Origin of the sequence: [Mycobacterium] stephanolepidis (assembly GCF_002356335.1) — a bacterium.
In the GTDB taxonomy this organism is placed as follows: Bacteria; Actinomycetota; Actinomycetes; order Mycobacteriales; family Mycobacteriaceae; genus Mycobacterium; species Mycobacterium stephanolepidis.
On record NZ_AP018165.1, the window covers coordinates 2,755,837 to 2,772,883 of the forward strand.

Annotated in this window: 17 protein-coding genes; 3 read left to right on the forward strand and 14 right to left on the reverse strand. The window is 64.8% G+C overall.

Annotation, left to right across the window (positions count from 1 at the left end):
* Positions 1 to 7: 7 nt before the first annotated feature.
* Positions 8 to 325, reverse strand: coding sequence for an integration host factor, actinobacterial type (mihF, locus tag MSTE_RS13650; RefSeq protein ID WP_030093544.1), 318 nt, complete (start codon positions 323 to 325; stop codon positions 8 to 10).
* Between the two features lie 458 nt (positions 326 to 783).
* On the opposite strand from mihF, the gene MSTE_RS13655 reads away from it, so the two are divergent.
* The gene (locus tag MSTE_RS13655; RefSeq protein WP_096501964.1) at positions 784 to 2,103 is read left to right on the forward strand and encodes an acyltransferase family protein; all 1,320 of its coding nucleotides are present in this window, start codon (positions 784 to 786) and stop codon (positions 2,101 to 2,103) included.
* On the opposite strand, the gene pyrF is transcribed toward MSTE_RS13655, so the two are convergent.
* Genes pyrF through pyrR form a run of 7 tightly spaced genes read right to left on the reverse strand, consistent with a single transcriptional unit; the run spans position 2,085 to position 10,711 of the window.
* A complete protein-coding gene (pyrF, locus tag MSTE_RS13660; RefSeq protein WP_096501966.1) occupies positions 2,085 to 2,912 on the reverse strand; it encodes an orotidine-5'-phosphate decarboxylase in 828 nt (275 codons plus the stop codon). The two genes, MSTE_RS13655 and pyrF, sit on opposite strands and share 19 nt — an antisense overlap.
* Before the next feature lie 43 nt (positions 2,913 to 2,955).
* Positions 2,956 to 6,294 (reverse strand): carbamoyl-phosphate synthase large subunit, encoded by a 3,339-nt coding sequence (carB, locus tag MSTE_RS13665; RefSeq protein ID WP_096501968.1) that lies wholly within the window; start codon positions 6,292 to 6,294, stop codon positions 2,956 to 2,958.
* A complete protein-coding gene (carA, locus tag MSTE_RS13670; protein ID WP_096505859.1) occupies positions 6,294 to 7,424 on the reverse strand; it encodes a glutamine-hydrolyzing carbamoyl-phosphate synthase small subunit in 1,131 nt (376 codons plus the stop codon). The genes carB and carA overlap by 1 nt, the downstream gene beginning before the upstream one ends.
* Positions 7,421 to 7,918, reverse strand: a complete 498-nt coding sequence (locus MSTE_RS13675) for a PH-like domain-containing protein (RefSeq protein ID WP_096501970.1) — start codon at positions 7,916 to 7,918, stop codon at positions 7,421 to 7,423. The genes carA and MSTE_RS13675 overlap by 4 nt, the downstream gene beginning before the upstream one ends.
* Entirely contained in the window at positions 7,915 to 9,216 is a 1,302-nt protein-coding gene (locus tag MSTE_RS13680) for a dihydroorotase (RefSeq protein WP_096501972.1), read from the reverse strand. Before MSTE_RS13680 ends, MSTE_RS13675 begins: the two co-directional genes overlap by 4 nt.
* Positions 9,213 to 10,166, reverse strand: coding sequence for an aspartate carbamoyltransferase catalytic subunit (locus tag MSTE_RS13685; protein WP_096501974.1), 954 nt, complete (start codon positions 10,164 to 10,166; stop codon positions 9,213 to 9,215). Before MSTE_RS13685 ends, MSTE_RS13680 begins: the two co-directional genes overlap by 4 nt.
* On the reverse strand, positions 10,163 to 10,711 hold the full coding sequence (pyrR, locus tag MSTE_RS13690; RefSeq protein ID WP_030093552.1) for a bifunctional pyr operon transcriptional regulator/uracil phosphoribosyltransferase PyrR: 549 nt from the start codon (positions 10,709 to 10,711) through the stop codon (positions 10,163 to 10,165). The genes MSTE_RS13685 and pyrR overlap by 4 nt, the downstream gene beginning before the upstream one ends.
* 141 nt (positions 10,712 to 10,852) lie before the next feature.
* Here pyrR and MSTE_RS13695 point away from each other — a divergent pair, with 141 nt between their 5' ends.
* The gene (locus MSTE_RS13695) at positions 10,853 to 12,073 is read left to right on the forward strand and encodes a serine hydrolase domain-containing protein (protein WP_096501976.1); all 1,221 of its coding nucleotides are present in this window, start codon (positions 10,853 to 10,855) and stop codon (positions 12,071 to 12,073) included.
* Between the two features lie 8 nt (positions 12,074 to 12,081).
* On the opposite strand, the gene MSTE_RS13700 is transcribed toward MSTE_RS13695, so the two are convergent.
* The 3 genes from MSTE_RS13700 to MSTE_RS13710 are packed head-to-tail and all read right to left on the reverse strand — an operon-like array spanning position 12,082 to position 14,311.
* Entirely contained in the window at positions 12,082 to 12,765 is a 684-nt protein-coding gene (locus tag MSTE_RS13700) for a class I SAM-dependent methyltransferase (RefSeq protein WP_096501978.1), read from the reverse strand.
* 51 nt (positions 12,766 to 12,816) lie between these two features.
* Positions 12,817 to 13,365, reverse strand: coding sequence for a hypothetical protein (locus MSTE_RS13705; RefSeq protein ID WP_096501980.1), 549 nt, complete (start codon positions 13,363 to 13,365; stop codon positions 12,817 to 12,819).
* Positions 13,358 to 14,311 (reverse strand): DUF4259 domain-containing protein, encoded by a 954-nt coding sequence (locus MSTE_RS13710; RefSeq protein WP_096501982.1) that lies wholly within the window; start codon positions 14,309 to 14,311, stop codon positions 13,358 to 13,360. Before MSTE_RS13710 ends, MSTE_RS13705 begins: the two co-directional genes overlap by 8 nt.
* Positions 14,312 to 14,428: 117 nt before the next feature.
* Here MSTE_RS13710 and MSTE_RS13715 point away from each other — a divergent pair, with 117 nt between their 5' ends.
* Positions 14,429 to 14,857 carry a nitroreductase family deazaflavin-dependent oxidoreductase gene (locus MSTE_RS13715; protein WP_096501984.1) on the forward strand — a complete coding sequence of 143 codons (429 nt, stop codon included), beginning with the start codon at positions 14,429 to 14,431 and terminating at the stop codon, positions 14,855 to 14,857.
* Between the two features lies 1 nt (position 14,858).
* Here the strand turns inward: MSTE_RS13715 and nusB are convergent, their stop codons facing one another.
* Genes nusB through MSTE_RS13730 form a run of 3 tightly spaced genes read right to left on the reverse strand, consistent with a single transcriptional unit; the run spans position 14,859 to position 17,037 of the window.
* The gene (nusB, locus tag MSTE_RS13720) at positions 14,859 to 15,344 is read right to left on the reverse strand and encodes a transcription antitermination factor NusB (protein WP_096501986.1); all 486 of its coding nucleotides are present in this window, start codon (positions 15,342 to 15,344) and stop codon (positions 14,859 to 14,861) included.
* Positions 15,337 to 15,900, reverse strand: a complete 564-nt coding sequence (efp, locus tag MSTE_RS13725) for an elongation factor P (protein WP_096501988.1) — start codon at positions 15,898 to 15,900, stop codon at positions 15,337 to 15,339. The genes nusB and efp overlap by 8 nt, the downstream gene beginning before the upstream one ends.
* A 36-nt stretch (positions 15,901 to 15,936) precedes the next feature.
* On the reverse strand, positions 15,937 to 17,037 hold the full coding sequence (locus MSTE_RS13730) for a M24 family metallopeptidase (protein WP_096501990.1): 1,101 nt from the start codon (positions 17,035 to 17,037) through the stop codon (positions 15,937 to 15,939).
* Between the last annotated feature and the right edge of the window lie 10 nt (positions 17,038 to 17,047).

The window sequence follows — 17,047 nt, forward strand, 5'->3', positions numbered from 1 at the left end:
GAGAAGATCAGGAGAAGTCGAACCGCTCCAGCAGTGCCTTGCGCTGACGGTCGCCGAGGCCACGCAGACGGCGGGTCGGGGCGATCTCCAGCTCGGTCATGATCTCCTGCGCCTTGACCTTGCCAACCTTGGGCAGGGCTTCCAGCAGTGCGGAAACCTTCATCTTGCCGAGGACCTCATCGGTCTCGGCGTCCTTGAGCACCTGCTTGAGATTGGTGCCGCCTTTCTTGAGCTTCTCCTTGAGCTCGGCCCGGGCGCGGCGGGCGGCAGCCGCCTTCGCCAACGCGGCGGCACGCTGCTCGTCAGTCAACTGTGGAAGGGCCACGATTCCTCCGTCTCATACGAAACTCTTCGGTTTTTCTGATCGGCTGGAAAACAACCAGCCAGCGACAGCGACCGTACCCACGCCAACCGACATATGTGAACCCCACCCCCCTCATCTCGGTGAAAATCGCCTGCTAGAGGGGCCGCAGGCGATCCCGCCGAGCAACCATCGCTTCCATGCGTTCCGACCCGGCATTTCTGCAGGTCGCGATTGAATATCGTTGTTGCACAATATTTTTCATTCAGAGTTGACAACACCGCCGATTCCTGTACCTGAACCGGAGACAAGCAAACCGTGATTGCCATGAGGGCAAACTGAAAATCTTGTGTGAATCTCGTGTTGCGCGTGTCGCGACCCATCAACGTTCAGTTGAAGAGGCGCAGGTGAGAATGCCGACGACCAGGCACCCCGGGAAGTTGCTTAGCAAGGCGCAGCAGTTGCTGGGTAGGGTGCGCCATATGGGTGATTCCACGCACCCATCACGTGAGCGTGATCGGGTATTGGATGCCGTGAGGCTCGTGTCACTGGCCACTGTGGTGGCCTATCACGTCCTCGCGGGTAGCCCCACCATCGTCAAGGGCAAACCCGCCATGTCCGCGAATTACAACGTGCATTGGCTATTCTGGCTGATCCCGTTGATGCCGCTGTTCTTTTTTGCAGGTGCAGCAGCAAATCTCCACTCCTGGGAATCCGGTAGGTCTTGGGGGCAGTTTCTGATGAGCCGGACGACGCGGCTCTTCCGCCCGGTGTTCTACTTCCTCGTCTTCGTCGCACTGGTGACCACCTTGCTGCGCATCACCATGGGCAATTCCAGACAACTCCTGTATCTCGAGATGCGACATATCGAGCTGCTCTGGTACGTCGGTGCCTATCTGCTGACGCTTGCGTTCATGCCGTGGCTGGCGCGCATCCGCACCGGAAGCCGGCTGGGCTGGTTCATCGCGGCGATGTGCCTGATCACAGCCCTGGTAGACACCATCAGCGTGGTCACCGACACCTGGGTGATGACGGGTTGGATCAACATGATCTTCATGTGGCTGGTCCCCGCCGCGTTGGGCATCGCCTATCAGCGCGCCCTGGTCCCCCGCCGGGTGGCCGTGGCGGCCGCGGCCGTCGCATTGGGCGTCACCGTCGCATTGGCCATCCTGGGGCCCTATCCGTCCGGGCTGATCGCCAATATGCCGCCCACTCTGCTGCTCGCGGTCAGCGCCATTGTCGAATGCATGCTCGTCATCGCCTTCGCTCCCGCCATCAACCGCTGGCTGCAGGGGGCGCGAACCTGGAGATTCCTGCAGGTCTGCAACAGCGGCAGCTTGACGATCTATCTATGGCATTGGGTGGTCACGTTCCTGCTGTCCTATGGGGTATACCTGGCCCTTCGCATCGGATTGGTCAGCCCCCGCGACGCCTGGTACTGGCCGGGGAACGTGCTGCGACTGGCGATTGTCTGCGCCATCGTGGCCGTGTTCTTCATCCCGCTGCGCGCCACCGAACGTCGTGCGCTGCCATGGTGGGACCGTCCGGTGACCCCGATGAGCACAGAGCGCGATATCGCGGTCGGCGTCCTGGTGCTGACAGGCGCGATCCTCACGCTCGTCTACACCCGGATCTACGTGATCAATCCGCTCTGGGGTGGGTTCACACCCATCGGACGCTGGGTTGTCGTGGCGTCACTGGTACCGCTGGTGGCTGCGCGTGCACTTTGCCGAAATCCGATGCACAGCAACGCGAATAGTCCAGAGGATCGATTATCGCCTGTTCATTCGGCACGCAGATAGGCGACGCTGTCCCGCAGCCTCGACACGGCCGCGCGCAGCGCCGCGACGTCGGGCCCCTCGCGCAGCACCTCACGCGAGACGGCCGGAAGCAGTAGCGATCCCGGAGCCCCACCCAAGCCACGCAGATCCTCGGGCTTACCGCCCTGTGCCCCGAGCCCCGGAACAAGTACGGGGCCGCCGATCGACGATAGATCCGGCGGATCGGTGACGGTGACCCCGACGACGACACCCACAGATCCCGGACCGGTCCCCTCGGCGTTCAGCGCGGCCACCCGATCCACCATCGCCTGCGCGACCGTCAGCTCCCCGGCGCGTGCCCGCTGCACCGGAGGCGCCTCGGGATTGGAGGTGGCGGCAAGGACGAAGACACCACGATCACGTTCACGCGCCAGGTCCAGTAGTGGAGACAATGATCCGAAGCCCAGATACGGCGAGGCGGTGACCGCATCGGAGCTCAACGGTGAATCGCCCAGCCAAGCCTGTGCATACGCGGCCATCGTCGATCCGATATCCCCGCGCTTGGCGTCGGCCAGCAACAGCACACCAGCCTCGCGTAGCCCCGCGATGGTCCGTTCGAGCACCGAATACCCTGCGGCACCATAGGTTTCAAAGAACGCCACCTGCGGCTTGACGATCGCCACCTCGGCGAAGGCCTCCACACAGATATCGCTGAACCGGGCCAGACCCGACGCATCGGCGTCCAGCCCCCAGGCGCGCAGCAGCTCAGGATGCGGATCGATACCCACACACAGCGGGCCACGAGATGCGGTGGCCGCCTGCAGCCGTGCACCGAACGTCACCGGCCCCACCGCTCTTCGCGCAAGCTGGGGGTACCTCCCGCGTGCGGGGGCCTCATCGCAAGCCCGCGTGGAGTTCCTGCAGCGACCGCACGCCGATATCCCCACGGATACCGGCCTCGATCCCCTGCACGGCGGCCGAAGCACCCTGCACCGTGGTGATGCACGGGATGTTCATCGACACCGCGGCCGAACGGATCTCGTATCCGTCGACACGGGGGCCGGAGTTCCCGTACGGGGTGTTGATGACCATCGCGACCTCGCCGGCCTTGATCACGTCGACCGAAGACCGAGGGGGCAATCCATCCTCGGCACCCTGGTAGTGCTTACGCACCTCTTCGCACGGTATTCCGTTACGGCGCAGCATTTCTGCCGTACCTTCGGTCGCCAGCACCTTGAACCCGAGATCGGCCAGCCGCTTCACCGGGAACACCAGGGAGCGCTTGTCACGGTTGGCCACCGAGACGAAGATCGTGCCCTCCTTGGGCAACGATCCGTACGCGGCGGTCTGGCTCTTGGCGAACGCGCTACCGAAATCGGCGTCGATGCCCATGACCTCGCCGGTGGACTTCATCTCCGGCCCGAGCAGGGAATCCACTTGGCTGCCATCCGCCTTGCGAAAACGATGGAACGGCAGCACGGCCTCCTTGACCGCTACCGGAGCACCCGGCGGCAGGGTGGCGCCGTCGCCGTCGGCGGGCAGCAGTCCTTCCTCGCGCAGACCGGCAATGGTGGCGCCCAACATGATCCGGGAGCACGCCTTGGCCAACGGCACCGCGGTGGCCTTCGACACGAACGGAACCGTACGGCTGGCACGTGGGTTCGCCTCCAGGACGTACAGCACATCGTCCTTGAGCGCGTACTGCACGTTCAGCAGGCCGACCACTCCGATTCCATGCGCGATCGCCTCGGTCGCGTTGCGAACCTTTTCGATATCGCTGCGGCCCAGGGTTACCGGCGGTAGCGCGCATGCCGAGTCGCCGGAGTGAATACCGGCCTCCTCGATGTGCTCCATGACGCCGCCGAGGTAAACCTCGGTGCCGTCGCACAACGCGTCGACATCGATCTCGATGGCGTCCTCGAGGAAGCGGTCGACGAGCACGGGGTGTTCGGGTGAGAGCTGGGTGGCCCGCGTGATGTAGCCGTGCAGGGTGTCCTCGTCGTAGACGATCTCCATGCCCCGTCCACCCAGGACGTAGGACGGTCGCACCAGCACCGGGTAACCGATGTCGGAGGCGATCTGCCTGGCCTGCTCGAAGGTTGTGGCGGTGCCGAATCGTGGCGCCGGCAGACCGGCCGATACCAGCAGATCCCCGAACACGCCGCGGTCCTCGGCGCGATCGATGGCCGCCGGGCTGGTGCCCACCACCGGCACGCCGGCATCGGCCAAACGCTTCGCCAGCCCCAGCGGGGTCTGTCCGCCGAGTTGCACGATCACACCGACAACACCCGGTCCACCACGGCCGGATTCACTTTCGGCGTGGAACACCTCCAGCACATCTTCGAAGGTCAGCGGTTCGAAGTACAGGCGGTCGGCGGTGTCATAGTCGGTGGACACCGTTTCCGGGTTGCAGTTGACCATGATGGTCTCGAATCCGGCCTGCGACAACGTGGTTGCCGCGTGCACGCAGCTGTAGTCGAACTCGATGCCCTGGCCGATGCGGTTGGGGCCCGACCCGAGGATGAGCACCTTGGGTCGCTCGGTCTGCGGGGCCACCTCCGATTCCGCAGCCGGATCCAACTCGTAGCTCGAATAGTGGTACGGGGTCTTGGCCTCGAATTCGGCGGCGCAGGTGTCGACCGTCTTATACACCGGCCGGATTCCCATCCGGTGGCGCAACGAGCGCACCCCGTCCTCCCCCGCCAATTCCGGTCGCAGTGCCGCGATCTGACGATCTGAGAGCCCGTAGTGCTTGGCCCTGCGCAGCAGTTCCTCGTCAAGGATCGGCGCCTCACGCAGCTCGGTACCGAGCTGGTGAATCTGCGCGATCTCTTCAACGAACCACGGGTCGACACCGGTGATCTCGGCTACCTGCTCGACCGGGACACCGGCACCCAGCGCATGCTCGATTCCGTAGAGCCGCCCGTCACGCGGCACCCGCAGCTCCTGCAGGAACGTGTCCAGATCCTCGATGGGGCTCGCGTTGTCGGTCCAGAAGCCCGCCGCGGAGGTCTCCAACGAGCGCATGACCTTCCCGAGTGCCTCGGCGAAGTTGCGCCCCAGAGACATCGCCTCACCCACCGATTTCATGGTGGTGGTCAAGGTGGCGTCGGCGCCGGGGAACTTCTCGAAGGCGAATCGGGGCGCCTTGACGACGACATAGTCCAGAGTCGGCTCGAAACAGGCCGGGGTCTCCTTGGTGATGTCGTTGACGATCTCATCGAGCGTGTACCCGATCGCCAGCTTGGCCGCGATCTTGGCGATGGGGAATCCGGTTGCCTTGGAGGCCAACGCGCTGGAGCGCGATACGCGCGGGTTCATCTCGATGACGATGAGGCGACCGTCGCGGGGGTTGATGGCGAACTGAATGTTGCAGCCACCGGTGTCCACGCCGACCTCGCGCAGGATCGCGATACCCAGATCGCGCATCTTCTGATACTCACGGTCGGTCAGCGTCATCGCGGGAGCCACCGTCACCGAGTCGCCGGTGTGCACACCCATCGGGTCGACGTTCTCGATCGAGCACACCACCACCACGTTGTCGCGGCTGTCGCGCATCAGCTCGAGCTCGAATTCCTTCCACCCGTAGATGGATTCCTCGATCAGCACATTCGCCGACGGGGACGCCGAGAGTCCCTCGCCCGCCATCCGCTCAACGTCATCGGGTGTGTACGCCATGCCCGAGCCCAAGCCGCCCATCGTGAAGGATGGGCGCACCACAACCGGCAATCCGAGGTCGGCGACGGTATCGCGGACCTCGTCCATGGTGAAACAGACGCGGGACTTCGCCGACTCGCCGCCGACCTTGGCGACGATGTCCTTGAACCGCTGCCGGTCTTCACCGCGCTGAATGGCCTCGAAGTTCGCGCCGATGAGCTCCACGTTGTAACGGTCAAGTGCACCGTTCTCGTAGAGGGCGACCGCGGTGTTCAACGCGGTCTGGCCGCCCAGCGTCGGCAGCAGAGCATCGATCTTGTTGCCCTTCTCCGCCTGTGCGGCAAGGACTTTCTCGACGAACTCCGCCGTGATCGGCTCGACATAGGTGTTGTCGGCGTACTCCGGGTCGGTCATGATCGTCGCCGGGTTCGAGTTGACGAGGCTGACCTGCAGCCCCTCCGACCGCAGCACACGGCAGGCCTGGGTGCCCGAATAGTCGAACTCACAGGCCTGGCCGATCACGATGGGGCCGGAACCGATGACCAGGATGTGGTTGAGGTCTGTGCGACGTGGCATCAGCGGTTACCCCGATTCTCAAGTGCCGTGACGAACTGGTCAAAGAGGTACTCGGCGTCATGAGGTCCCGCCGCCGCCTCCGGGTGGTACTGCACCGAGAAGGCCGATCCGTCCAAAAGCCGGATCCCTTCCACCGTGCCATCGTTGGCGCAGGTATGGCTGACCTCGGCGCGCCCGAACGGTGTATCGAACTGCTCACCCGCCTCACCTTCGAGGGCGAAGCCGTGGTTCTGCGCGGTGATCGCGACCCGGCCGGTCGCGTGATCGATGACCGGGATGTTGATACCGCGATGCCCGAAGGTCATCTTGTAGGTGGAGCGGCCCAATGCCCGGCCCAGCAGCTGATTGCCGAAGCAGATGCCGAACAGCGGGATTTTCCGTTGCAGCACCGCCTGCGTCACGGCCACCACGTGATCCGCGGTGGCCGGGTCGCCCGGCCCGTTGGACAGGAACACGCCGTCGGGCGCCAGTGCGAGCAGCTCGTCCGGGCTGATGGACGAGGGCACTACCTGAACGCGGATACCGCGTTGCGTGAAGTTACGCGGGGTGTTGGTCTTGATCCCCAGATCCAGAGCCGCCACGGTGAAGCGGTGCGCGCCATCGGGTTCCACGATGTAGGTGTCGTCGGTGCTCACCTCTCCCGCCAGGTCCGCACCCAGCATCGAGGGCTGGCCGTTGACGCGCGAGAGCAGGAAGTCGGTGGGCGCGTCGGCAACTGTCCCACTGAAGATGCCCGCCTTCATCGACCCGCGGGTACGTAGGTGACGGACGACGGCCCGGGTGTCGATTCCGGCGATGCCGACGATGTGCTGCCCCTTGAGGGCATCGTCCAGGGATCCGGTGGCACGCCAATTCGAGACCCGGTTCGAGGGGTCGCGCACCGCGTATCCGGCGACCCAGATCTTGCCGCCGCGACTCTCGTCGTCCTCGTCGTTCCATCCGGTATTGCCGATCTGCGGCGCTGTCGCCACCACGATCTGCCGGTGATAGCTCGGGTCGGTCAGGGTTTCTTGGTAACCCGACATGGCCGTGCAGAACACCGCCTCGCCGAGAGTTTCACCCACCGCACCGAACGGCTTACCGGTGAACACCCGCCCGTCTTCGAGAACGAGCACCGCCTTGTCACTCATGACGCCTGCTTCCATTCTTTATATTCGCTTCGCGGTCGTGCCAAAAATCCGGTGTCGATTTCGGTGCCCGAGGGCAGCCGCCACCGAATCGCAAGAATTCCGTCGTGGGTAAGTACCTTGCCCGCCAACGCCTTGGCCGTGCGGATCTCGGTGATGACGTCTGCGGGGATCCAGATGTCTGCGGTTCCGCTGCGCTCCAGCAGGACCCCGCCGGTGTACCTGGTCAAGGTGGCATTCGCGCGGTAACCCAAGTCGCCCACCGCGATTCGGTCCTGCCAGTCCGGCGCGATAGTGCTGCCTACATAGAGGCCGTCCGCGGGTTCGATGACGATGTCGCCGCGCTCGGTGGGCACCACGGGCAGTTCTCCCACGGTGTCCATCTGACGTTGCCCGCGTGCGCGCCAGCCGCGCCACATCAGCCGGGCAAGCAGCACGGTCAAGGTGAGCGAGGCGCCCGCCATGATGAGCGCACCGATGAAGTCGCCGTGGTTCACTGGATCACCTTGCCGTCCCGTGCGGTGATGCGACCGCGCAGCAGCGTCGCGGTCACGGTGGCAGGCAATGTCATCGATTCGAACGGGGTGTTGGCCGACTTGCTGGCCAATCCGTCGCCGCTGACGGTCCAGGTGGCATCCGGGTCAACGATCGTCAGGTTGGCGGGCTCACCGACGGCCAACGGACGCCCCTGATCGGGTAGACCGACGATCTGCGCCGGCCGCTCACTCATCACCTTGGCGATATCGCGCCAGTTCAACAATCCCGTTTTCACCATGGTCTCCACGACTACCGACAGCGCGGTCTCCAACCCGAGCATGCCGGGGCGGGCCGCCGCGAACTCGCAGCATTTCTCGTGATCGGCGTGGGGTGCATGATCGGTTGCCACACAGTCGATCACCCCGTCGGCGAGGGCCTGACGCAATGCATGGGCGTCGGTCGACTCGCGCAGCGGCGGATTTACCCGATACACGCCGTCATAGGAGGCCAGCCGGCCGTCATCGAGCAGCAGATGGTGCGGCGTCACTTCGGCGGTGATGGAAATGCCTTGTCCCTTAGCCCATTTGAGCAGCTCGACGGTGCCGGCGGTGGACGCGTGACAGATATGCACCGGAGCACCGCTGTCACGGGACAAGATCGCATCCCGGGCGACGATGGATTCCTCAGCGGCACGGGGCCAACCGGTCAGGCCCAACTTGGCCGCGTTGGCCCCTTCATGCGCCACCGATCCGACGGTGAGCCGTGGTTCTTCGGCATGTTGGGCGATGAGCACACCCAAGCCCTTGGCGTATTCGAGAGCGCGCCGCATGATCAGCGGGTCGTGCACGCATTTGCCGTCATCGGAGAACATCCGTACCCGGCCCGCGCCCCGCGCCATCATCGCCATCTCGGTGAGCTGCTTACCTTCCAGCCCGACCGTGACGGCACCCACCGGATGTACGTCGACCAATCCGACCTGCTGGCCGCGCTGCCATACGTGGTCGGTCACCACGGGGCTGTCCGCCACCGGGTTCGTGTTGGCCATCGCGAAGACGGCGGTGTACCCACCCAAAGCCGCTGCCGCCGAGCCCGAATCGATGGTCTCGGTGTCTTCACGCCCCGGTTCACGCAGATGCGTGTGCAGGTCCACGAATCCGGGCAGCAGCACCTGGCCCGGCGCCTCGATGGCGGTGTCGACCTCCGTCTCGATACCCGCTCCGATACCGGCCTCGATGCGGGTCATCTGGCCGTCTTCGATGAGAACGTCGACCTGCTCGCCCTCCCCGTACAGCAGTACGCCCTTGATCAGGACACTCATGCGGGCACCGCCTCTGAGCTATCGGAGGAGCCGACCAGCAGGTGGAACAGCACGGCCATGCGGATATGCACTCCATTCGATACCTGTTGCAGAACAGCTGATTGCGAGGAATCAGCCACGGAAGACGCGATTTCCATACCGCGCAGCATCGGGCCCGGATGCAGCACCACCGCGTGTTCGGCGAGCAGCCGCTGCCGGGCCTCGGACAATCCGTAAAGCACCGAGTACTCGCGCGCCGACGGGAAGAAGCCACCGGTCATGCGTTCGGCCTGCACCCGCAGCATCAGCACCGCATCGGCGCCCGGTAGCTCGGCATCCAAGTCGTGACTGACCGTCACCGGCCACGTCTCGACACCAACGGGCAACAGCGTAGGCGGAGCTACCAGCACCACCTCGGCACCGAACGTGTTGAGCAGCAGAGCGTTCGATCGAGCGACTCGACTGTGCAGGATGTCCCCGACGATCACGATGCGGCGACCTTCAAGACCGCCCAACCGCTGCCGAATGGTGAGTGCGTCAAGCAGTGCCTGAGTCGGATGTTCGTGGGTGCCGTCGCCTGCATTGATCACCGCGGGACCGCCCTCGCCCTCGGCGGTCCACTGCGCGAGCTGTGCGGCGACTCCGGAGGCCGGGTGGCGGACGATCAACGCGTCGGCGCCGATCGCGCGCAAGGTCAGGGCGGTGTCGCGCAGCGACTCACCCTTGGCCACCGAGGAACCGGATGCACTGACGTTGATCACGTCGGCACTCATCCACTTCCCTGCCACTTCAAAGGAAACCCTTGTCCGCGTGGAGTTCTCATAGAACATCGTGATGATGGTGCGCCCACGCAGGGTGGGCAGCTTCTTGACCTCGCGCCCCGCCAGGGCCTGCAGAAACCGGTCGGCATCGTCGAGGATGGCGGTGGCCTCGTCGCGGGTCAGGTCGGCCGCCGACAGCAGATGCTTCACGAGGCCTCTCCCTGCGCGCTGTTGATGACCACGGCGTCGCAGCCATCGTGTTCGGCCAGCAGCACCTTGACATCTTCGGAGCGGGCGGTCGGCACGTTCTTGCCCACGTAGTCGGCGCGCAGCGGCAGCTCACGATGCCCGCGATCAACCAGGACCGCCAGCTGCACCGCACGCGGCCGGCCCAGATCCCGCAGCGCGTCGAGCGCCGAGCGCACGGTGCGGCCCGAGAACAACACGTCGTCCACGAGCACCACCAGGGCACCGTCGACCCCGCCTTCGGGAATGGAGGTGCGCTCAAGCGGGCGGTGGGGTTTGTTGCGCAAGTCGTCGCGGTAGAGCGTGATGTCCAGGAATCCGGCGGGCACCTCGACACCGGAGAACTCGGTGATGTGGGCGGCCAATCGTTTCGCCAGTGTGGCGCCGCGTGTCGGAATGCCGACCAGTACGACGCGGGGCGCGTCACTGGAATCGGAAAGAGCGGTCTTCTCGATGATTTGATGCGCGATACGCGAGATGGTCCTGCCGACATCTGCGGCGGACAACAGTTCGCGTCCCTCTGGTAATGCGCCCACGCTTACGCGAGACCTCCTTCTCCGCCTCACTGGACGGATCGTTAAAGGATGTCACTTATCGCCAGGCAGCTTAGCATCCGGGCGTCCATCGGCCTCGGCTGACAGGATGGAGTTATGCCCCAGCCCGACTCCGCCTTCGACGCCGCCCTCGCTCCGATCCGTGCGGCGGTCAATGACCGCATCCTGGCCGGAGCGGTGACGCTGGTGTGGCAGGGCGGGCAGCTCAAACATCTGGGCGCCACCGGCTACCGCGATGTCGAGGCGGGCCTTTCCATGGCCGAGAACACTATTTTTCGCATCGCATCCATGACCAAGCCCGTTATCAGCGCGGCAGCCATGGCCCTCGTCGACGACGGCACGATCCGGCTGAGCGACCCGATCACCACCTGGCTACCGGAGTTCGCCGAGATGCGGGTGCTCAAAGATCCGGGCGGCCCATTGGATGACACGTTCCGGGCACCCCGCACCATCACGGTGGAGGATCTGCTGACCCACCGCAGTGGGCTGACCTACGACTTCATCGCGACCGGACCGATCGCAAAGGCCTACCAGCCATTGCACACGGCGGTGTTCGGTGAGCCCGACGCATGGATAGCGGCCATCGCCGCGCTGCCGCTGGTGTACCCACCGGGAGAGCGTTTCCACTACAGCCATTCCACCGACGTGCTCGGATTACTGATCGCGCGCGCGGCCGGGCTGCCGCTCAACGAGCTGCTGCGTCAACGGATCCTGGATCCGCTGCGGATGTCGGATACCGACTTCTTCGTTCCCGAACACAAGGCCGGCCGATTGGCACGTCTCTATGGTCTCGACGATCACGACCAGGTCGTGGCGGCCGACCGCGGCTATCTCACCTCGATGCCCACGTCGGCCCCAGAGCTGTGCCGTGGCGGCGGTGCGCTGGCGAGTACCGCGGGCGACTACCTGACCTTTGCGCGGGCACTTCTGGGCGGCGGCGAGGCCGATGGAGTGCGCATTCTCTCCCCGGAGTCGACGGCTGCCTTGCGCACCAACCGGCTCACACCCGCTCAGCGGGAGCTGCCGGCATTCGGCCTGCCGTACTGGAGCGGGCGCGGCTTCGGCCTGGGCTTATCGGTCGTCTTGGATCCGAACGCGGCCGCATTGTTCGGCCCCGGCGGCGCCGGCACCTTCGGCTGGCCCGGCGCGTTCGGAACGTGGTGGCACGCCGACCCGAAGGCCGACGCGATCCTCATGTTCCTGCCACAGTGGCGGATGCCCGACCTGGACCCGAAAGCCGCGTTGGCGAGCACATCGACCCTGCGCCTGCAGCTGTTGCACATTCAGTTCGCGCAGGCCGTCTACGCCGCGCTGTGAGCAGCGGCTCAGTCCAGGTGCGCCTGTAGCAGCCAGCCCGCCATCGAGACTCGGCCGTTGGGCTCTTCGCGGACTTCGGCGAAGCTCTGCGCCGCGCCGTCCTTGAATCCCTCCCCGTTGGCATACAGCCGCGCCGGGCTGATGTCGTCGATGGTCCAGAATTTGGACACGATCGCGCGCAGCTCGGGTTCGGTGACGGGATAGGGCCCGTCGATATCCGGGGGGAAGCCCGCCTTGTCGAAAACCAGCACGATGTACGTGGCGCCCGGCGCCGCGGCACGCACGATCGACTGCTGATATCCCTCACGCAAGGCGACGGGCATCGAATGGAACAGCGTCGAGTCGATGATCGTCCCGAAGCGCCCGTCGTACCCCGTGAAGTTCGAGATGTCGGCGACGTCGAAGGTGACATTGGTCAGGCCGCGCTCGGCCGCGTAACCCTTGGCCAACTGGATTGCCGTGGGCGCGGCGTCCAGGCCGACGGCGGCATGGCCTCGCTCGGCGAGGTATAGGGCGGTCGCAGCCTCCCCGCACCCGGCATCCAGTACGTCGCCGTGCACCTTGCCCTGCTCGATGAGCGTCAGGATTTCGGGCTGCGGCTGCCCGATGCTCCACGGCGGCCGAGCCGCGAGCTGCTCGGGCGCCTCACCGCGATACGAGGATTCGAACATGTCTTGCAAGTTCTCGGTCATGGACCCAGGATGCCGAATCCGGAGGGATGTGTCAATGCACCTGACATTTAATCAGTGGATCTCCCGAGACAACGCATGCGCGAAATCGATAAGTCGATTCATCTGCGCCACACCATGACTGGAGTACTTTGAGAACTGGAAGTTCTCGATGCTGTGCCGGTATTCCTCCAGCGAAGCCTTGACGGTACGCGTGGTGGTCGAGGTGTACAGCGTCAGGTCAACCGTCGTCATGGTCACAGCACCATCCGGCGCGACGTCGTAGTCGACCTTCAAGGACTTATCGGTGATTTCGGACAGCGGGATGGTGCGCAGGGTCACCGACACCGTGGGATGTGGGGGCCGCTCCTCATGTCCCGCGCAGTGCCCTTCCCTGACGAACCACAGAATCAGCCGCCCACTGTCGACCAGCGCAACCTCGTACCACCACTTCTCACCCCATGCCCCGTGCTCGCAACCTCGGTTCAGCAGGAAGGTACCCACCTGCGCTACGTCGACCACCCGGCCTAGTTGATCGATCGCCATCCAGGCATGCGGCGTGAAAACTCCGATCGCGGCGCCAAAATGCGGGATTGCCGCCCAATCGACATCTCTGTCAAACATGTTGTGCCACCGCCCGCCCGAATTGAAGAAGCCGTTCCATCTGGGCGAGGCCGCCGTCCACGATCGACTTGGCGAAGTAGAAATCCTGCACTTCCCACTCGGTTTCCGAAATCGAGACCGCACGACTCTTTTCCGGAGTCACCGTCGAGAGCCACAGCTCGACGGCGAGCAGCGAGCGCTCCGCACCCAGCTGTTGATATGTCGTCTTCAGTTGACGGTCGGTGATGGCGCTCAGCGGGATGACACGGATCGACGAGGTGAACTCCGATGATCCGAGTAGTCCGGACTTGTCCTCGCCATGCCACATCACAAGCCGGCGGCCGTCACTCAGCGCCACCTCCTGCCACAGACCTTCCGACTGCTCAGCCGGTTCACGATCCAGAACGAAGGCAGACACCTCCGATATGTCGACCACCGCCCGCAGCGCATCGAGCGCCACCCTCGGATCCCGGAGTCCGACCGTCGCGGCGTTGGTGAGGTCCGGATAGGGCGCCCAGTCCTGGTACCCATCCCCCTCGACACCACGCAGTGAACGCTCGATGGCTGTCACCTCGGCCACCCACTCAGCTGGATCCGCATCTGTCCACAAATCGGCGAGCTCACTGTCCGGAGCCTGCACCCGCGCGATCGCGCCGCGCGCCAGGACCGCAAGCGCATATGCTTGAGTTTGCTTTACGACAATGTCGGCCACCGCTTCCGACCACCGCGCCGCGAGCGAATCGACCTCGCCCGAACATCGCAGGGCAATCACGGCAGCGGCAGCGACCACCGTTGACCCCTCCGGCGCCTCTAGGTAGTCAGCATTCGCCATGCGCAAGCATCGCGCCAGTTGAAGCTCGATATCATCACTCTGCCTGAGATCGCCCAAGAAGTCGGCGGCATCATCGTTGTCAAACGGTCCAGCACCCCAGGCTCCCACGCAGCTAATAGTGACAGAACACCGCACCTAGCGCATCTCAATGTATTTGATCCTGGGTAGATGCCTGCTAGTCATGTTGCTACCCGCATGGCACCCAGGACCGGCCGATAGGCTCGCGACATCACCGAGAGAATCGAGGCGACCATGACCGAACCATCGGGCAGCGAGCAGTCATTCAACGAGGCCAACATCGCCGAGTTCCGTGCCAACGGCGGCAAGGTCGGCGGCCAATTCGAGGGTTTTCCACTCATGCTTTTGACGAGCACCGGCGCCAAATCGGGAGCCGAACGCGTGAACCCGTTGGCCTACTTCGATATCGATGGCAAGGCCTACATCGTCGGTTCGTCGGCGGGCAGACCGAAGAATCCCGCCTGGGTGGCGAACCTGCGAGCCAACCCCGATGTCGCCGTGGAGATCGGCGCCAACCCGAAAGCACACGCCACGGCCGTCGAACTCCCCCGCGCCGAGCGCGATCGGGTGTTCGACATCGTCAAACAGCGCGCACCCGGATTCGCCGAGTACGAAACCCTGACGGACCGGGTGATCCCCGTGTTCGAGATACGGCTCGACTGAGTTATTCCGCGGAGCTGGAAGCCGAGCCGCCCCGGATGTGCGGGGTCACCAGCATGAGCTGACCCAGCACACCGTTCACGAATGCCGGTGACTCATCGGTGGATAGCTGTTTGGCCAGCTCGACCGCTTCGTCGACGGCCACCACCTCGGGCACATCCTCGGCGTGGAGCAGCTCCCACACCGCGACGCGCATGATCGCGCGGTCCACCGCGGGCAGCCTGGCCAGCGTCCAGCCCTGCAGATGCGAGGAGATCAGCTCGTCGATGTGTGTGGCGTGCTCGGTGACACCGTGCGCGACCGTCACCGTGTACGGGTTCAGCGGCTCCACATCCGCCTTCGTCTCCGCCAATCCGCGACGCTCATCGGCCACCGCGGCCGCCGTCATATCCCGCGCCTCGGCCTCGAACAGCAGGTCCACTGCCCGCTTGCGCGCCTTGCGGCGGCCTCCCTTGGCAGAGGCGCGGCCGGTCGAACCGCTATCAGCCATTCACGCGGCCGAGGTAGCTGGCGTCGCGCGTGTCGACCTTGAGGCGGTCACCGGTGTTGATGAACAGCGGCACCTGGATCTCGGCGCCGGTTTCCATCGTCGCCGGCTTGGTGCCCGCGCTGGAACGGTCACCCTGCAGACCTGGCTCGGTGTGGGTCACCACGAGTTCGACCGAAACCGGCAGCTCGATGTACAGCGCCGCTCCCTCGTTGAACGCGACCTGCACGGTCATGCTCTCCAGCAGGAACCGGTGCGCGTCGCCGACCAGCTCCGGAGTGAGGTGGTGCTGCTCGTAGTCCTGGCTGTCCATGAATACGAACGAGTCACCGTCGCGGTACAGATAGGTGGTGTCGCGGCGGTCGACTGTCGCGGTCTCGACCTTCACGCCCGCGTTGAAGGTCTTGTCGACGACCTTGCCCGACAACACGTTCTTCAGCTTGGTGCGCACGAATGCCGGTCCCTTACCGGGCTTCACGTGCTGGAACTCGGTGATCTGCCACAGCTGACCATCGATGTTGAGCACCAGGCCGTTCTTGAAATCGGCGGTTGAAGCCACAGTCGTCTATCTCCTTGCGTAACTGTTCAGTACTACTCAATTAATGACGGTGAGTTCCTTGGGGAACCGGGTCAACAGCTCCGGCCCGTCGGGCCGCACCACGAGCGTGTCCTCGATCCGGACTCCGCCCCGGTCGGGCAGGTAGACCCCTGGCTCGACTGTCACCGCCGAGCCAGCAAGCAGTGTACCGGTGGCGCCGGCACCGATACCCGGTGCTTCGTGGATCTGCAAGCCCACGCCGTGCCCGAGGCCGTGGCCGAAGTTCTGTCCGTATCCAGCGGCGGCGATGACATCGCGGGCCGCGGCATCCACGCCCTTCAGCGATGCTCCGGGCGCAAGCGCCTCCCGTCCCGCCGCCTGCGCGACCAGCACCAGTTCGTAGATCTCCTGCTGCCATGGCGACACCGACCCCAGCACCAGGGTCCTGGTCATGTCCGAGTGATATCCGGCGACCAGTGCCCCGAAGTCGATCTTCACGAAGTCGCCGGCGGCCAGTACCGCGTCGGTGGGCCGGTGGTGCGGTATCGCCGAGTGTGGACCGGCCGCGACGATGGTCTCGAACGACGTGCCGTCGGCCCCGTGTTCACACATGAGGTTCTCCAGGTCGCGCGCCACGTCACGCTCGGTGCGCCCGGGCCGGATCCCACCGGTGTCGATCAATGCGGACAATGCGGTATCCGCTGTGGCACAAGCCCTTTCGAGTATCCGTACCTCGGATTCGTCCTTCACTTCCCGGAGCTTCTCCACCCGATTCGGCGACCGGATCAGCTCGACGTCCCCGGCCGCCGCGCTCAGTTTGTCGAATCCGTCGACGGTGACCACGTGGCTTTCGAATCCCGCGCGCCCGGCGGCGGCCGATGCGATCAGCGCCGCGCCGTACCCGCGGTCGATCAGAGCCCGCAGATCCGGAACCTGCGCGGCGGCCTGGGTGCGGTAGCGGCCATCGGTGCACAGCACGGTCGCCTTCTCATCCGCTCCGTCGCCCGCGGCCACCCATAACGCGGCGGCGGACCCCGTGAAACCCGTCAGATAGCGAATGTTGACCAGGTCGGTGATCAAAAGCGCATCGAGTCCGTCGGCGCGCAGTCCCTCACGCAGTCGTTCCCGGCGATCGATATGGCTGAGGACGGTCGTCATAGGTGTCGAC